Annotated in this window: 1 protein-coding gene (only partly in view); it reads right to left on the minus strand. The window is 40.6% G+C overall.

Annotation, left to right across the window (positions count from 1 at the left end):
* Positions 1-20,009 carry part of the coding region annotated (locus tag AB1422_00005; GenBank protein MEW6617733.1) for a hypothetical protein on the minus strand (this coding region is incomplete at both ends). Its footprint begins 65,120 nt before the window's first position, so 20,009 of the 85,129 annotated nt are shown.

Genomic DNA, 20,009 nt, shown 5'->3' on the forward strand with positions numbered 1-20,009 from the left:
TGTGCTATAACCATTCCCACTGACTGTAACCTTTGTTCCCACCGTTCCTTCTTGAGGGAAAATCCAGATAATATTTGGCTGGATAGAGAAGGATAGGTCATCATCCGAAATCGTAGATTCTGTTCCGTAAGCAATGATAGTAGTCGTTCCATAAGGCTGAGTATCTACGGTAAATTTAACTGTAAACGACCCAAGCCCATTGACATGAGTGGTAGTAATCGTCCGTGTCGTTCCAAAATGTATGGCTACTGTCTCCGATGTCTTATAACCATTTCCTTTAACCGTAACCCAACTTCCTACTGTGCCTGTAGTTGGTGTAACCGAAATAATCCGTGCTATAATCGTGAAATAATCCCAGTTTAAAACACCTGTTACACTTCCCACCGCCGTAATAGTTGTTGACCCATACATCTGTGTATCGACGCTAAACCAGGTCGTAAATGAACCATAAGCCTCAGTAGTTGTTGTATTTATTGTCTTAGTTGTCCCAAAATGTATATAAATCTTCTCCGTCGCACCAAATCCATTACCTCTAACCGTAATCCTATCTCCCACTACACCAGTTAGAGGCGTAACCAAAATAATCCTGGGTAAAATACTCACTGTCCCTTCTGCCTGGATATGCGGGTCATATCCATGGGCAATTACCGTTGTCGTTCCATAAGGCTGGGTAGTAATGGTAAAGGTGGTGGTAAATGACCCTTCGTAGGCAGAGGTGACAAATTGGATACTGGAAGTCGTCCCAAATTCTATCATCACCGTATCTGATGCCTCATAACCATTACCAGAAATAGTAATTACTGCCCCGACGGTGCCTGATTTGGGTGTAATCTGAATAATATTTGGTAAGATGGTATAAGTTCCAACAGCCTCTTCACTACCATGTGCCTTAATCGTAGTAATCCCCCACGGCTGGGTATCAATGGTAAAGGTAGTAGTAAAACTACCGTATTCCTGGGTTGAGGTAAACTGAATACTTGTAGTTCTGCCAAAATCTATGGTTACGGTTTTTGAGGCGCCAAATCCATTACCGCTGACCGTCACTATTGAACCTACTGTGCCTGATTTAGGAGTAATCAAGATAATATTGGATTCAATACTCAATGACCCGTAACGATGTAAATCCTGGTCATCACCATGAGCACCAACCGTAGTTGTCCCATAAGGTTGCGTGTCTATTGTCCAGGTAGTGGTAAATGACCCCTCAGCATAAGTCGAAGTTATCTGAATAGTCCTATTTGTCCCAAATTCTATCCGTATCGTCCTTGAAGCAGCATAACCATTCCCGGCAATAGTAATTATTGAACCTACTGTTGCTGATTTAGGTGTAATCAGGATAATATTGGGTAGAACGGTTATCGTCCCTTCACAATGCAGGTTCTGGTCATCACCATGGGCTTTGACACTGGTGGTGCCATAAGGTTGGGTATCGATGGTAAATGTCGTAGTCCATGAACCCCGGGCATAGGTTGAGGTAAATTGAATAGTAGGTGTTGTCCCAAACTCTATCCGAATCGTCCGACTTGCCCCATAACCATTACCACGAATAGTGATGATTGTTCCAACTGTGCCTTGTGTAGGTGTAATCACGATAATATTTGGCAGAATAGTTACAGTGCCCGCAGAGTTAATTATCTCTGTCCCTGTTCCTTTTCCGTAGGCAGTAAAGGTAGTAATACCATATTGTTGGGTATCTATGGTAAATGTAGTGGTGAAACTACCCTGTGCTACAGATGTAACCGTCTGAATTGTCCGACTGGTCCCAAAATCTATACGAATGCTATCCGTAGCAGAATAACCATTCCCGCTAATGGTAATCACCGTTCCTACCGAACCTTGAGTTGGAAAGATGTAAATAATATTAGGTGTGATAGTAAATGACCTGTCAAAAGCTGATTCACCAGGAATACCTCTATCTCTACCAGTGATAGTAGTCGAGCCATAAGGTTGTGTAGTGATAGTAAAGAAAGTGGTAAATGAACCATGATGATAGGTAGAGGTAATAATTAGTGAAGGTGTAGTGCCAAAATCTATCTGAACCAGGTTGGTGGCACTATAGCCATTACCTCTAACCGTAACCAATGAACCAACACTCCCTGCCCTCGGTGTAACCAGAATAATATTTGGCTTAATGAAGAAGGTTTGAGTATATGACCCACCACTATCTATCCCGGTAGAGATAACCGTAGTTGAACCTGCTGGCTGGGTATCGATAGTAAAGGTAGTAGTAAATGAACCGGTGTAATCAGCCGTAGTTACTGCGATAGTAAATGTCCTGCCAAAACTCACCCGAATAGTCTCACTTGCCTTGTATCCCTGTCCATTGACTGTCACCTCTTTTCCTACCGTGCCAAAAGTAGGTGTAATGGTTAATCTGCTGGTAATAGTAAATGTAGCTGAAGCATCTGGCCAGGTAAAATAGGTTCTAAGTTTATGGCCCATTGCCTTGATTGTAGTTATACCTACTGGCTGAATATTTACGGTAAACTGAGTAGTAAATGTCCCATCCTCTGTTGTAGTTATTCCCGTAGTAATACTATGGGTCGTGCCAAAATCCAGCTTAATTGTTTCGGTTGCCCCATATCCCGCACCCTCTACCGTCACTACCGTGCCTACAGAACCTGATAAGGGTGTAGTGACTAATAAACGAGGGATGATGATGAATGTGCTTGTGGCCCTAATATCAGATATTCCTATTGAATAAACGACTACAGCAGTAGTTCCCGCCTGTTGTTGATCCACAGAAGGTATCGGTTGAATGTATGACTCACCATCTAAAGGTGCCTTGCCTCCATAGACTCCAATCTTTTTCCCAAAATCATAACGAAGATCATCATTTCGGAAATAACCATCATAATAAATTGTAATGTTAGTTCCAACAGTTCCTATTGAAGGTGACACTTCTCTAATCCTCTGGATTATCTTAAAATCACTCTGGAGACTTCTACCACTTTGGACACCAGATACAGTAATCGTTGTGCTTCCGTAAGGTTGGGTATCTACAGTAAAGGTAGTAGCAAATGTCCCAAATCTATTAGAGGTGACTGTGGTAATCGTCCCCTTAATCCCAAATGCTACCTCTATCTTCTCTGATGCCCCATAGCCATTTCCTTGCACGGTCACAATCGTGCTTACCGTCCCAGTAACCGGTGAAACTAAAGTAAGTTTCTCTGTAATCACAAAAGTCCAGGTGCCGTGTCCCTCCCCCGTTTCCCAGTCACCATACCACGGATAGGAATTGAGCCCAATACCAACAATAGTCGTTGTTCCATAAGGTTGTTCATTTACCGTCCAACTCACTGTAAATGTCCCATCTGATGATGGAGTAGTGATTGTAATTGTTCCCGTAGTCCCAAATAATATATGCACCTGTTCATTACTCCCATAACCATTTGCCGTAATAGTAACCTTAGAACTAACGGTTCCCTCAGGAGGAGCGACATTAGTAATCTTTGGCATAATCACATATAAGAACTTCTCCGATTGACGACCAGAACCCTGACCTATAACTACAATAGTTTTGGTCCCAAAACATTGTATATTAACATCAAAAGCAACTGTAAATGAGCCGGAAGAAGTAGCCGTAGCCCCAGTTGGATATAATTGTGCTCCAACAAATTCTGAAATACCAAATTTAACCTTTAGCGATTCTCCTCCTTGATATCCATCACCATATAATGTAACTCTACTTCCAACTGTTCCTGAGGAAGGCGTAACCTCAAAGATGCGAGGTAAGACATAAAATGTTGCCGTAGAAAAGACACCAGAAACTAAATCTATTGCCCATATAGTTGTCGTTCCTGGCTGGGTATCTACAGTAAAGGTAATCGTAATTGAACCAGAAGAAAGGGCGGTTACCGTGGTAATCGTCTCTGTTGTCCCAAACTTTATCTGCACAAGCGAACTACCACTATAACCATTCCCATAAACGGTTACAATCGTCCCTACTGTGCCTTGGGTAGGGGTAATAGAAACGATATTAGGCAAGATAAAGAAAGAAGATGTAGCCGGATAATCAGAAATAAGCCCTCGGGCAATAATCGTGGTTGAACCATCGGATTGGGTATCTACCGTAAAGGTAATAGTAAATGTGCCACCATGATATGTTTCTGGATTTCTTGAGCTAGATGTTACTAAAGTAATAGTAATAACAGCACCGAATTGAATCCTTATCATTTCCCCTATCCAAAAACCGTTACCACGGATAGATACAATACTACCAACTGTCCCTTGCATAGGTGTAGTTGAAATAATCTTAGGTAATACAAAAAATCCCCTTGTATTTCTAGCAACCACAGGACTAACATCTCTCATAATAATAGTTTTTGTCCCATATGGCCGCTCATCTATCGTAATAACTGTAGTAAAAGAACCATTTGAAGGTGAAGGATTTATTTGTATCATATACTCATTTTCATCGATTTCAATAACTACCTCCTCATTAGGATACCCTGTGCCACTGATAGTTATATTTGTTCCTACCGTTCCTCTTGTCGGCGTAAATAAGGTTATTTGCGATTTTATCATAAATGTATTAGGCGAGGTTCGAGTTGCAACCGCACCTGTATCAGACCCATAGGCCACAATATCCGTATATCCATACTTTTGCGTATCCACTGTAAATGTAGTTGTCCATGAACCGTAGTATCCAGGGCTTGTAGGGTCAGTAGAAACTAAAGTAATCGTCGCATTAGTCCCGAATTTAATCCTGACTAATTCATTTTGACCATAACCATTACCCCTTACCGTAACAACACTCCCCACCACTCCTTCTGTTGGCGTAACTAAAATAATATTTGCCGTTATACAAAAAGTGCCTTCCTCAGATAGATAAGGAGAACTATGCAACGCTTTAATAGTCTTTATTCCATAAAATTGGGTATTTACTGTAAAAGTAATTGTAAATGAACCATAGTCAGTACTTGAACCTGTGGTAATCCCTTGCATTCCTCCCTGAGCTGGGTCACCAAAGTCAATTCTCACCGTATCACTTGCCCGATACCCATCACCTCTTACCGTAACAATAGTCCCCACTGAACCTGAGGTAGGAGTAACAAATACAACCCTCTGTCTTATACTAAATGTCCCCCTGGCAGAAATATTATAATTTTTATCCGTATATGGGTATCCCTGGCTCTTCCATACCGCAGTTATAGAGGTTATCCCGTAAGGTTGTGTATCAACTTCAAATACTAATCTTATTAAACCCTTATTATAGTCTGATGACATACTCCTGATATGCCATTCCCACTCGTCATCAGCCCATGATGGAGATGATGCTCCTGCTGCCCCTTGCACTGTTCCAAAATCTATCGCTATATACCCCGTAGATGGATAGCCTGTTCCTTCTACCGTTACTGAAGTCCCTACCGTCCCCGTAGTAGGTGAAACAAGAATAATATTAGGTGTAATAAAGTATGTATTCGTTGCCTGCTCATTATATCTACTACCTCTCGCCACAATAGTTGTCGTTGCATACGGTTGACTATCAACCGTAAATCTCACCGTCCATGACCCATCCACACTTGCACTTGTCAAAACTATATTTGCTATTGTCCCAAAGTTAACATTTATACTCACAGAGGTATCATATCCATTCCCATATATAGTCACATAGCTACCTACGGTCCCGCTTGTAGGCGTAACTAAAAAGATATTCGGCTGGATACGGAAGGTAGTTGTTGCGGCTGTTTCACCAAAAATCTCACCAGTTGCCCTGATAGTTGTTGTGCTAAACGGCTGAGTATCTACGGTAAATGTCAAGGTAAATGAACCATTCACCGTCGCAGAGCCTGTAGTAAATATTCCTGTAGTGCCAAACTTAAAGAGAATAGTTTCTGATAAACCATACCCATTACCAGATACTGTAACTACACTACCTACGGTTGCCGCAGTCGGTGTAACAAAGATAATATTTGGCTGAATACTAAATATAATACTACTCGTTGCCTGCACGCTACTTCTAAGACTCTGCACGATAATAGTTGTCGTTCCATAAGGCTGGGTATTTACCGTAAAGGTAAAGGTGAAGGAACCGGTATCTGTAGTTGAACCTCTCTCTTCTATCAATATTCCTGGTGCCTGACCAAATATCAATTTGACCGTATCTGAGGCATCATACCCATTACCCGCAACAGTAACTATGCTACCTACTGTGCCTTTAGTTGGAGTAACCGTAATAATATTGGGAATAACAGTAAATGTCCCTTCATTCGTAGGTAACTCGGATACTAAACCATAAGCCCAAATAGTCTTCGTCCCATACGGTTGGGTATCCACAGTAAATTTTGTTGTAAATGTCCCACCAGATACCTGACTGGCTGGGACGATAGTAATAGTTGTCTTATCGCCAAAAGTTATCCGCACAGACTCATTACTCTTAAACCCATCTGCCGAAACAGTAACATAACTTCCTACACTACCTCTTGTTGGAGTAATTTGATAAATCCTTGCCTGAACCTGGAATGTAGTGGTTGCCGCCCAAATTCCATTAACATCATCATAGGCGGTAATCGTACAGGTGCCTGCCGCCTGCGTATCTACGGTAAAGGTAATCGTAAATGACCCATATTTAGTACTGCTAATGGTATTAATCGTAGGAGTCATCCCAAATCTTATCCTTATAGTCTGTGATAACCCAAATCCATTACCACTTACCGTAAGCACTGTTCCCACAGGTCCTGCTGGTTGATTCAAATAAATAATATTGGGTAATATCCTACAGGTATTAGTTGCCTGAGATTTATAGGTATTTCCTCTACCTATAATAGTTGTTATTCCATAAGGTTGTGTATCAATAGTAAAGGTAACATTAAATGACCCTACTCCCTCAGCTACAGCAATCGTTATACTCTGTCTCGAACCAAAATCTATTCTTGTTTGCTCATTGTTGCCATAACCCCTACCCCAAATAGTTATAATTGTTCCCACAATACCCTCTGGTGGCTCAACCTTCCAGATATCAGGTAAAATAAAGAAACTTGAGTAAGCAGTAGGAGTTCCTTCACTTATTGAGTCCTTGTTATGAACTGTAATGGTCGTAGTCCCATACGGCTGAGATTTATCAATCACAAAGGTAAAATAACCAGGTGTATCGGCTTTATCAACACTCCCATCATTATTTATCCTCAGCCACACATATTTATCTATCTCATTACCAAAGTCTAAAACTGCGTTCTCATATGTGCCAGAGTGATAATAATAACCATCACCCCACACTGTTACCGTTATGCCTACTGAACCCTGAGTTGGCGAGACCAAATAAATTCTTGGAAGTATCTTGAATGTTCGAGTGCCTATCTGTTGAGTGAGCGTCCCTTTCATTTCTACAGTCTTTGTCCCATACATTCGTCTATCTATGGTAAATGTAGTGCTAAATGACCCAAAAAGAGTAGTAGATATAGTTCCTCGTATACTGTCGGCAATTCCACCTCCACTAATTGTAATCGAAATCTCCTCACTTGCCCCATAACCATTACCTGCCACTGTAACTACTGTGGTTACAGAGCCAATGGTCGGAGTAAACAAAATTATATTTGAGTAAATCTTGAAGAAATAGTCTGATACCGTCCCATACTGTTGACTACCAAGTCCTGTAACCTTAAGTGTTGTCGTGCCATAAGGCTGGGTATTAACAGTAAATGTAGTGGAGAATGACCCTTCTGCATAGGTTGAAGTAGTTAATAAAGTAACATTAGTTCCAAAATCTATCTGGATAAGTTCTGTGGCACCAAATCCATTCCCGGCTATGGTAACTATTGTTCCTACTGTTCCGCTTTGTGGTGAGAATAGGAATAGATTAGAGGTAATTCCTACACTACCAATAGATTCAAAATACTCTCCATAAGTAGAACTTACTTTAACCGTATGCGTCCCAAAATGTTGGGTAGTAATAGTAAATTTAGTTGAGAAAGAACCATAAGCCGTAGAGTTAAATTCCGGAAGCGCATCTGTCCCAAAATTTATGGATATTTGTGTTGCACTACCAAATCCATTACCAGCAATAGTCACAAAACTACCCACTGTGCCAGTTCTTGGTGACAAATAAATAATGATATTAACAATCTTGAAATAGCCGGTTGAAGTCCCTGATGCAGAAACACCCACAGCATTAATTGTCGTTGTCCCATAAGGTTGCGTATCCGTAGTAAATGAAGTAGTAAATGTCCCACAGGCATTGGCTTGACTTACGGTTATACTCCGTTTTGTCCCAAAATCTATCCGAATAGTCTCAGAGGCACTAAAACCTTCTCCATTTATGGTTACTACTGTCCCCACTGTTCCAAAAGAAGGTGTAACAAATGTTAAATTTGAAGTTATGGTAAGTGAAAAAGTCCCAGGAGCCTTTTGAGTGGTATCACTACCATAAGCCGTGATAGTTTTAAGACCATATCCCTGTGTATCAACCGTAAAGGTAGTTGTCCATGACCCAAAGGCTTGCGTTGAGGTCTGGGTTATGGTAGCACTTGTCCCAAAATGAATCACAATTACCTCACTTGCCCCAAATCCATTACCCTGCACAGTAACTATTGTTCCCACTGAACCGGAAACAGGACTGACAAAAAAGATGTTAGGTAAGATGACTAACGAGGTATTTGCCTGAGTTCCTGGGCCCTTACCAGTAATTGTTGTCGTCCCATATTTTTGAGTATTAACCGTAAAATATATGACAAACCTTCCCTGCCCAAATGCACCACCACTATTACCGGTAGTTATCGTCCTGGTTGTCCCAAAATGTATAGAAATACTTTCTGCACCACCAAATCCTGTTCCTTCTACCGTTACTACCAATCCAACCGTTCCGGAAGTAGCCGTAACCCAAATATTAGGATTAATCGTAAATGATTCTGTCCCTATTCTCTTAGAATTAACCCCTGTAGCTGTTATAACTTTATCCCCTAAAGACTGTGTATTTACAGTAAAAGTCTGCGAAAATGTTCCTACATTATTCGTCGTCGCAGTAGCAATCCCTTCAGTTATTTCAAATTTAATCGGCACAGACTCCGTTGCCCCAAATCCTTCACCCTTTATGGTCACAATTGAACCTACCGTGCCTGCTCGGGGTGTAATCTCGCAAATCTTGCCTAAGACATGGAATAAGGTGGTAGCAGAAGTGCCTGTTTGTAGTCCCGTTGCCTTTACGGTTACTGTTGCCGGCTGGGTAAGGATAGTAAAGGTATAACTAAATACACCATCAATATTAGTATTGGTAGTTCCCGGGTCTGTATTCAATAAACCAAAATCTACATCCACTACCTCACTCGACCCATAGCCATTACCCTTTATCTCCACCGAAATCCCTATTGTCCCTGAAGTCGGAGTAATGGAATAAATATTAGGTCTAATGGTAATTGAACCAATTTTTTCTTCTGTTGATACATTTGTTCCTTTAACTAATATGGTTGTAGTACCAAAAGGTTGAGTATCTATGGTAAAACTGGCAGTAAAAGTCCCATAATCAGAAATACTTGGTATCGTCAAAATCGGAGGAAAAGAAGGAGGAATTTTGGTACCAAATATTATTTGTATAGTCTCATTTCTACCATAACCATCACAAACTACAGTCACCCATGCCCCAACAGTTCCTGCATCAGGAGAGATGGAAACTATTCTTGCTCTTATCTTAAAATAATTAATTGCCTCTCGAGCAATCTTAAAACCAGTAGTAGTAATAGTCGTTGAACCATAAGGTTGGGTATTAACTTCAAAATTACAAGTTGATAGTAACACACCCTGTGAATTCGATAGACCCGTAGCAATAGATACTACCTCCCCAAATCCTATCTTAACATTTTCACCTGCATCATAACCATTACCAGATATAGTAACCCTTTGCCCAATAGTTCCTTCAGATGGAGTAACATCGGTTATCTTTGGGATAATAATAAATGTTCCCTCGGTTCTTATACCAGAAGTATCTGTCCCATAAACTGTCTTTGTTCCACCTGGTTGACCAGAAGAAATAATCAGTTCCACTGTTAAAGAACCCGATGTAGCCGCCTTTTTAGTATTATCAATCTGCAAACCAATAGCCAGTTGTATCACTCCAGGAGTAGGTGTAAATCCATTTCCAATAATAGTTACAACAGAACCAATAGTCCCTTGAGAGGGTGTAACTAAAATCATCTTTGGGGTTATCTTAAAGGTAGTATTCGTGGCATAAGCCCCCGCAGCTCCTGTTGCAGAGATTGTGGTCGTCCCATAAGGCTGAACATCTGTAGTAAAAACTAAACTAATGCTACCTAAATAATTGGCGGTAGTAGTGGTAATTGTCGGTGTTGACCCAAATCCAATAGCCACTAACTCTGACGAACCATATCCATTACCAGAAACTGTAACTTGTAACCCGACTGTTCCTGATGTCGGTGTTACATCTACTATTTTTGCCAAAATAACGAAACTATTAGTTCCCCTGGTATAAATATCATTAGCTGTAATGGTATGACTCCCATAAGGTTGAACATTTACAGTCAAAGTAATACTAAAAGAACCAAATTGAGTAGAACTGCCATAGACGGTCAATGTTGCATAGTTGCCAAAATTAATGGTTATATCCTGTGATACCCCAAATCCATTTCCAAAAAGGGTTATAGAACTACCTACGGTTCCAGATGTAGGTTCTACCTTAAAGATATTTCCACTTATGGTAAATAAACAAACATTTTCTGATGAGGGGCTACTAAGAGATACCGTAGTAGTCCCATAAGGTTGAGTATCAACGGTAAATGACTTAACAAATCCACCAGCCGCATCTGTTGAGGTAGAAGATATTGTTTTTGTCGTCCCAAAATCTATATAAACATCTACCGTTGAGGCAAAACCACTCCCCGTTACCGTAAGTATAGTTCCAACAGAACCTACAGTTGGTGAAATACTAATCTGACCCCTTATAGTATATGTCCCTTCACCATAATGTCCTGAAGTAAGCCCATAAGCAGTAATAGTTTTGACGCCTGCATTTTGTCCTGGCACGGTCGCGGTAACACTAAATGAACCATTTGCACTACTGTATTTTGTTGTCCAGGTGGTTGTATCACCGAAGGTTAATTTTATCAGCTCACTACTTCCAAAACCATCACCGCTCACCGTCACCTCACTCCCAACAGTCCCTATTTGAGGAGTTATCAGCCAGATTCTACCTGTAACTATAAAAGTAGTAGTTCCTATTATACCTGATGCACCTGTTGCTTTAACTGTAGTAGTAGCCGCTTGAACATCAGCGGTAAAAGTAATAGTAAAAGTTCCATAGTTATTCATTTGTGATACCGGAATATTTGCTCGTTGTATGCTTGTGCCAAAATCAATGCTTATAGATTCGTTGTCATCGAACTTCCCAAATCCTTCGCCATCCAAACTAATAGTTGTTCCCACCGTCCCGGAAGTAGGTGTAATAATAATTTTTGGCAGTATCTTAAAAGTAGTAGATGCAGTCGCTACATTTCCTTCTACTCTTACCTCCGTCGTAGGTGTTCCTGGTTGAGTGACAGTTGTGAAGGTAGTAGCGAAAGTCCCCTTACCACTTGTAGTAACACTTCCTACCCAAATCCCACCAAACTTAACATTTACTACCTCTGTGGCACCAAAACCATTCCCCGAAATTGCAACCTGAATACCTATTGTTCCGGTACCAGGTTCAATAGAAAGTATATTTCCTCTAATAGTAAATGTAGAAGTAGCTATGTGTCCATCCGGAGGAGAGTTCATCCCTCGAATCTTAATTATTCTCATTCCAAATGGATATGTCAGAATTTGTTGCGTGTATCCAAATGACCCATCTGCAAGTGTATCGTATTGCCCAACTTCACTCTCCTCTTCAAACTGACTAAAATAATACTCCAAAGATTTAAGACCATTCCCGTAAACATTTACTGTAATTCCCACAGTCCCATAATTGGGTGAGACTTTATATATATTGGCAATGATATTAAATTCCTTATTTATTGATGACACCATTGACATATTTCCAATGGCAGTAATCGTAGTTCCCTGCATTCGATTAGATGCCTGGGTATTAACCGTAAATGATAGACAAAAAGTTCCTCCCTCACCAGTGGTAACAAAAGTAATGCTTGTATGGTTACCAAATTCTATCCGCACACTTTCTAAACCCTGAAAACCATTACCATATACAGTTACCCAACTTCCAACTGTTCCTCTTGTTGGAGTAACTAAATAAATACCGCCAATGAGACAAAAAGCTGTATTAGTATATGCATAGGCACCCGTAGGTCCTGTAATTTTAATCGTAGTTGTCCCATAAGGTTGAGTATCTACTGTAAATACTGCTGTGATACTTCCAGAATTAGCAGACTGGAATGTTAACCCCATCGAATGGTCTAATTGCCCAAATTTAATTTCTATATTTGTTCTACTTGCTTCAAACCCTGTTGCCTGAACTGTGACCAGAGAACCTATAGTTCCTCTCGAAGGAGTAACATAAGTAATATATGGTGAAATTCTGTAAGTAGTAGTAGCCGCAGTAATCCCTGAATAATCCACTACTGTAGCTGTTATAGTTGTTGTCCCATAAGGATGACTTAGATTTGTTTCTGCATTACTAAATACAATACTAAATGTTCCTGCTGAATTGGCGGATTGAGTAGCATAGGAAAGAATCGCTGTCCCAAAGGTAATTACAATCTCTCTACCAGCAATAAACCCTTCACCTTCTACGGTTAGTACACTACCTACTATACCCGAAGCAGGATTAACATAAATAATCCGTTGATTAACCAGGAATGTCTTTTCAGGTTGAGTACCAGACTGCATCCCTCTGGCTTTAACCGTAGTAGTGGCTGGCTGTTGAACTACTGTAAAGGTGACAGTGAATGAACCGTTAACATTTGTGGTCGTGCAGGTAATCGTCTTTACCTCACCAAAATCTATTTCTACTGATTCACTTACCTTAAAACCATTACCATAAACAGTTATTACCTCTCCAACATAAGCACTGGTAGGAATAATCTGCCAAATATTACCTGTTATCTTAAATCGCGTGGTGTCTGTAGCACTTGCATCTTTATCCCGAGCTACCACTGTCACACTACCATAAGGTTGGGTATCCACAGTAAAGGTTTTGGAAAATGTCCCATAAGCAGAGGTAGTAAATGTCGCTCTCACCGATAATAAACCACCAAAGGTGATTGTTCCCATAGTCCCTGTCCCAAAACCACTACCTGTTACACTTACCACACTCCCTACTGTTCCTTCTGCAGGTGTAATTACAACTAACGCCGATATAACACTAAATGTCCCCGATGACTCTCTGCTGGAAGTCATACCTCTTGCCACTATTGTTCTTAATCCATAAGGTTGGTCTTGCGTGGTAAAGATAAGACTAAATGTTCCTGAGACATTACTTGTTCCAGTTTTTATATTACTTATGTTACCAAAATTTACTTGAATTTGTTCACTTATCCCATATCCTTGCCCCAATATAGTAACAAGAGTCCCAATTGTTCCAGAAGTTGGTGTAACTTGATAAATCGATGTTTGAACATAAAATCCTATCGTGTTTGTAGCCCCCGAGGTCATACCCCGAGCGGTAATAGTAGTCGTTGCTGGCTGCTGTAAGACAGTCAGTATAATTGAAAATGTTCCCGCACCATTTGTATTAGTAGTCCAAACATCTATGAACGAACCAAAATCTATCTTAATTTGTTCATTGGCTTTATAACCATCACCATATAAAGTTACAAGAGCACCTACTGTTCCCGTAGTTGGTGTTACATTTATATTACTAATAATAGCAAATGCAGTGCTGGTAGCTCGTGCCCCTGATTGCCCTACAATGACAATGGTAGTTGTTCCCATTGGTTGTCTATCAACTGTAAAGGTATGTGTAAAAGTCCCGTTTATAGATGTTGTCTTACTACCTCGCCAATTTGTTGTTGGTGTCCCAAAATAAATATCAACTGTCTCACTACCTCCATAACCATTACCTGAAACAGTTATCACTGAAGTTACAGTACCAATAGTAGGTGTAACCTCAATTATATTAGCTAAAATAGTAATACTACCTGTTACTATTTGACCAGAACTCCCTTGCCCCTCAATTGAAACTGTTGTCGTTCCATAAGGTTGAGTATCTACTGTAAATGTCATACTAAATGTCCCATTATTAGATGCTATAGTGTTATTCCTTGGTTGCACAGTTGTGCCCAACTTAATAACTACAGTTTCATTATCCCCACTATATCCATCCCCTTCTACAGTAACAGTAGAACCAACTGTCCCTGATTTAGGAGTTAGTAATGTAATCTGAGCAGTAATCTTAAATTCTGTCAGCTTCTCCTGGAAGGAATTTGATATGCCTTTGACTCTAACCGTCTTACTCCCATACGGCTCTAAGGGGATAGTGAAGGTGATGGTGAATGAACCCGCGTCATTACTCGTGACTACCGTAGTTAATGTGCCAGTCGTCCCAAAGACTATATTTATCTGCTCATTGGCATCATATCCTGTTCCGTTTATCGTTACCAGTGTCCCGACAGAGCCTTGTGCCGGGCTAACAGGGGTGATACTGGATTGAATAGCAAATGTAGTGGTAGCAGATTGCCCTGTAGCTACACTGGTTGCGGTTATTGTATGTGTCCCAAATCGCTGGGTATCTATCGTAAAGGTAGTCGAGAATGTCCCGCCTGCAGTAGTTGTAACCAATTGAATCGTCTTTGTTTCGCCAAAATCTATTCTCACTTGCTCGGTAGGAGCATAATGGTCTCCCGTTACCGTTACCACTAAACCAACTGACCCAGTTGTTGGAGTAACAGTAATTGCCCTTACTGTCTGGAAGGTAACTGTGGCTACATACTGCGTAGTTGCAGTTAAAACCTGATAGAATATCTTTGAGGTATTGGTGATATATCCTGTTTTACTAACCCTCAGGGTCAATGTCCCGGTATCATCTAAACTTGGGTCAATGGCTATCGTAGCAGTTCCACCAACGGTAGTTGATTTTGTAGTACTACCATAAACATCTGCCAGTGATGTTGTCGCGGTCATCACTTCTACCTTTGCATCATCTACTGCATTACCAAATTCATCCGTAACCACTACCTTCAAGACAAACTTTAACCCATTCCCTTCACTGGCTAAGAAAGTAGGTAGTGTTTGTGTGCCACCAGTAGAAGTGCCAACCTGACTCCTGGTCGTGGTGACATAACCTTTCTTGGCGTATTGTGCCTGGAAACCAGTCCCTGTACCAACCGCTATGTACCAGGAAGAGGTTGATGTCCCCCATCTTGGTCCTGCAATATAAGGTAATTGTGTGGTTGACCCTGGGATGAGTAATTTCACCGACTCGGTGCCAGTTGAAGGACCTTGTAAGGTCAAAATCGCCCCTAACTCATCCTGCACTGTATCTATTTTCACCGCATACTTCAAAGCACCATCCGGTCCCATAAATTTAGGTCGCATCTGTAAAGTCTTGCTCGCCGAAACCGAAGCAGTTGACATGGTCACAACATACCCATCCTTCCAATATTGTGCCCAAACTTCCGTCCCGGTAGCGGCAATATACCAATTCCCACTACTGAATGTTTGTGTCCCACCATCGAGATAAGTAACCTCTTGTGTTCCCGCTGATGTCCCAAACAACCTCACCGTATCCGTAGCCACAGGGGTTAAAGTGACATCCAATTCATCCTTAACATCACCTGTGGAAATCTTGAAAGCAAATTGGAGTTGTCCTCCTTTGTAGTCTATATCAGGAAACTTAGTAGAATTTCCTTTATAAGCAATTTTCGGTTGATAAAAATCATCTAGTGGGAATATCTCAGTTATTGTTCCTACATATCCATATTTATCTATCCTCAATTCAGACTGTGTCGTTACCGTAGCTGCAATATAACCAATTCCAGTACTGGTAATAGTAGCATCAAGAATAGCAAATCCAGTAGAAGAAAAGGAAGTATTAGTTCCAGAAAGAGTCAGTGTCCCATCTAACTCATTTAAAGCACCAAGAACTTTTATCGCAAACTCCATACCTTTAATAGAAGTAGTCCCTACTTGAGAAATATAGGTAGTAGTTGCAGGATAGTTACCTAATTCAATTATTCTCTGCCCATCAGAAGAGGTAGTAATACTCCCTATACCAGTATTAGTCTCTGTTGCATTTACCCAACCTTTTCGGCAAATAGACAATCCTCCACCTGGACCTGCAGTATCATCCCAGTAAAAAACATTAGTTGTGGAAGTAGAAGGATTAATACCTCTAAAGGTAATTGTGCCATTTCCTCCACCTGTTTCAAGATTATCCCAGTTAAATCCTGCACTCTGCCCTAACTCATCACAAACGATTACCTTTAACCCATAAGGTAATCCTGGGGCATCATATTTTGCCCCCAAATCTATAGCACCTGAATCATAATCCACAGTAGCCTGTGTACCTGCAGAAAGGGTAAGAGTTGCTCCTGTAGTCACAAATCCTGTTACTGTAAGATTTAATGTCCCATAAACAGTCGTTGTTGCCGCTATATATCCTATTCCACCTTGAATTGTCCATGTCCCAATTACAAATCCTCCCGGAACAGCGGTATATCTAGCCAAATTAGCAGTATTATACGTTTGCATAATTGTACTTGTCCCACCTAATTCATCAGTGATACCTATGACCTTGATATTAAATTCCATACCTTTAATGGTATAGGTGGTGGATGTTGGGATAGGATTAGTAGATAGAATAGTAGTGGTAGATGTCATATTGATCCAGACTTGATTAGATGTGCCGGTAGTAATAGTCCCAAGATTAAAATGAGTTGCCGTAGCATTAACATATCCTGCCTTCTGGAGGGTAAATGTGCCTGCCCCTCCAGTATCTGCCCAGTATAAGGTAGTTCCAGTATAAGTAGCTGGGGGATTACCTCTAAATTTGGCTAATCCAAGGTTAGGATAATCAAACCCTGTTGTCCAACCAAGTTCATTCCTAACTGTAACCTTCAATCCAAACTTCATTCGTGGTCCAATCTGATTAGCGGTAAGAAATTCTGTTGCTGTCCCAAAAACAACCGTCGTCTGGGTACTACCTGTAGGGGCAAAGGATACACTCGTATCTATGTACCCTGGTCTTTTTACTGTCAATGTTCCCCAGGTAGTAGGACTCCCAGCAATATACCAGATATTATTTTGTAGAGTTATAGTAGCTATTCTAAAACCACCTTCTTGAGTATCAAACGAAATTCCCGTAGAGGTCATTGTCCTACCTAATTCATCTGTTACTCCTAAAACTTTGATATTAAATTCCAAACCTTTGATAGTATAAGTAGCTTTATCCTGCCCTGGAGATTGATAGATATTATTAGTTTGAATAGTAGTTGTATTACCAAAGTTAATGATGATTTGGGTTTCAGACCCTGTTTCAATATATTGCAATCCTGAATGTGTAGTGGTAGCATTTACATAGCCTGTCTTTTGAATCTGTAATTCCTTTAGTGTTCCCATCTCTGGATCTGCCCAATATAATATATTCGTGCCTGTGGATGCATCCATGGCTCTTCCATTAAACTTAGCCAGCAATAAAGTTGAACTCGCAAGTGGATTACCTAATTCATCTGCTACTATTACCTTCAAGCAAAATTTCAACGGAGGACCTAGAGAGTCCACCCCCTCCCATAATGGACTATAAGCTACCTTACATATCCCTCCTAGAGCACCATAACCATCCTCTGGTGACATACTATCCGTTGTTGTTGCGCGTACATAACCAGGCATAATAATGCTTAAGTAACCTGGAGTATAACTTCCTGCTATATAACCTATTCCATCTTTCACCGTTTGGGCAATAATCCCAAAGCCTGAAGAATTAAAGATAGTATCTGTTGTCATCGTCATTGTCGCCAACAATTCATTCTTTATCCCAATTACATTTATATTAAATTGCATCCCTTTAATAGAATGTGTTCCTGTAGTAGAGATTGACCCTGCTTTAGCACTAAAACTACCAAACTCAATAATTGTTTGTGCATTAGCAGATGTAGAAATTGTCCCTAAAGCATCATTTGTTTTCTCGGCTCGTATATATCCTATTTTTTGAATATTCAATACCCCAGATGTTGTAGTTTGAGTATCTAACCAATATAATATATTCCCTGAAGTAATTGTTGGAGTTCCCCCTCTAAAGGTAGCAGTTCCTAACTCAAGATAACTAAATCCAGTAGTACTTCCGAACTCATCTGCGACTATCACCTTTAATCGGAATTTTAATGGGTCAAATGTTATTATATTTGGCGAGTCCAAACTTAAACTAATTGCACCAGTAGCACTTTTTACATATCCTGGAACAGTAATAGTTAGAGTTCCTGTAGTCGTAGGACTTCCTGCAATATAACCTATACCATTTCTTACTGTTTGAGTAGCAATATCAAATCCTGAATCTGTCGCTGTCCCAAACAAAATACCTCCATCTACTAAAGTTACAGTTCCATTTAATTCGTTCTTGACCAATTCTACCTTCATTGAGTATTTCAAACCACTGGTTAGTGCCGAACTACCAGCAGGAATCTCAGTTCCACCAAGAGTTTGTGTACCTTTCATAGTAACAACTGTTTGTGTTGCATTAGATAATTTCACAAGATTTAACGGCCCACCTGAAACTTGCACATACCCTGTCTTTGTCGCCCCCAATCCAACAGAGGTAACCGCCAGAACAAAATAATACTCATTTCTATTTATTCCTGCATTTGAATAAGTTGGATCATACCAATTAGCTCCCGATTTCCTCCGAACAGTTACTTCTGTCAATGGATTTTCTATCTCATCGTATGTAAGTACCTTCAATATACACTCTAACCCTTTAATCGCATAAGTCCCAGGTGTAGAGATGGAGGCTGTTTGAATCGTCTTGGTCGCATTATCACCACCTAAATCTATCACAATCTGCCCTGATGATGTGCCGGTAATCCCACCGGCGGTAGTAATGTCTAATCCTGAATGTGTCTTGTTTGCATATACATAACCACTCTTTAAAATAGATAATGTTGCTGGTGTCCCCATCGTATCCGCCCAGTATAATGTGGTTGTACCAGCAGTAACTGTATAAGTACTCGGTTCCACTCCTCTAAATGTCTTTGGACTCAAATCAGTAGCTAACAATCCATTCCCCAACTCATCCCGGACTATCACTTTCAAAGCAAACTTTATGCTCCCTAAATTTACCTCTTTCTGCACCGTATTATCATAGCCAAGCTCTACTGATGTCGTCTTGACATACCCATTTACTACTAAGGTAATCGTTCCAGAAGTCCCTGTAGCGGCAATGTATGCAAAACCATCACTATAAGTAGCAGGAGCAATCCATGTAAGATTAGTCAAGGTAAGTCTAGTAGTATTAGTCGCTGTCAAAGTTATCGTCCTCTCTAACTCATCCTTCGCACTTACCTTGAATCCAAACTTTATGCCATAAAAAGTGACATCAGTTCCCGCAGATACTGTCCCAGTAGTTGTTCCTACATAGCCTGCTACTGTTAAAGTAATCTGCCCTGTCCCTGTCGCCGCTACATACGCATAACCACTATCATAAGTATCTGGCTCGGTCCGATTAAGTCCTGCACCTAAAGTAATAGTAGTAGTTGCCTCTCTTAGGTATATCCAATTACCTAATTCATCATAGGCAGATATCTTAAATCCACGACATATACCCACAAAATTTACTGGTGTCTGAGTAGTAGATGCATAATTTAATGATTCAGAAGTCGTTCCGCGATAGCCGCTTACTACCAGAGTCATCGTTCCTGCAGTTCCTGTAGCGGCAACATACGCATAACCTGCACTATAAGTAGCTCCATCTATCCAATTAAGATTAGTCAAGCTAATAGTCGAAGTAGCCGCAGTTAAAGTAAGAGTATTACCCAACACATCCTTCGCACTGACCTTAAACCCATACTTTATCCCCACTAATGTCTTCTCTACCTGACTTAATGACCCATAGGTAAAGGTCGTCCCGGTAGCTATATACCCGGTCACCGTTACTGTCCCTTTATCTTCACCTGTCCCCGCAAAATATAATGCCCCTTCAC

It is taken from the genome of bacterium, assembly GCA_040757115.1.
GTDB lineage: Bacteria > UBA9089 > CG2-30-40-21 > CG2-30-40-21 > SBAY01 > JBFLXS01.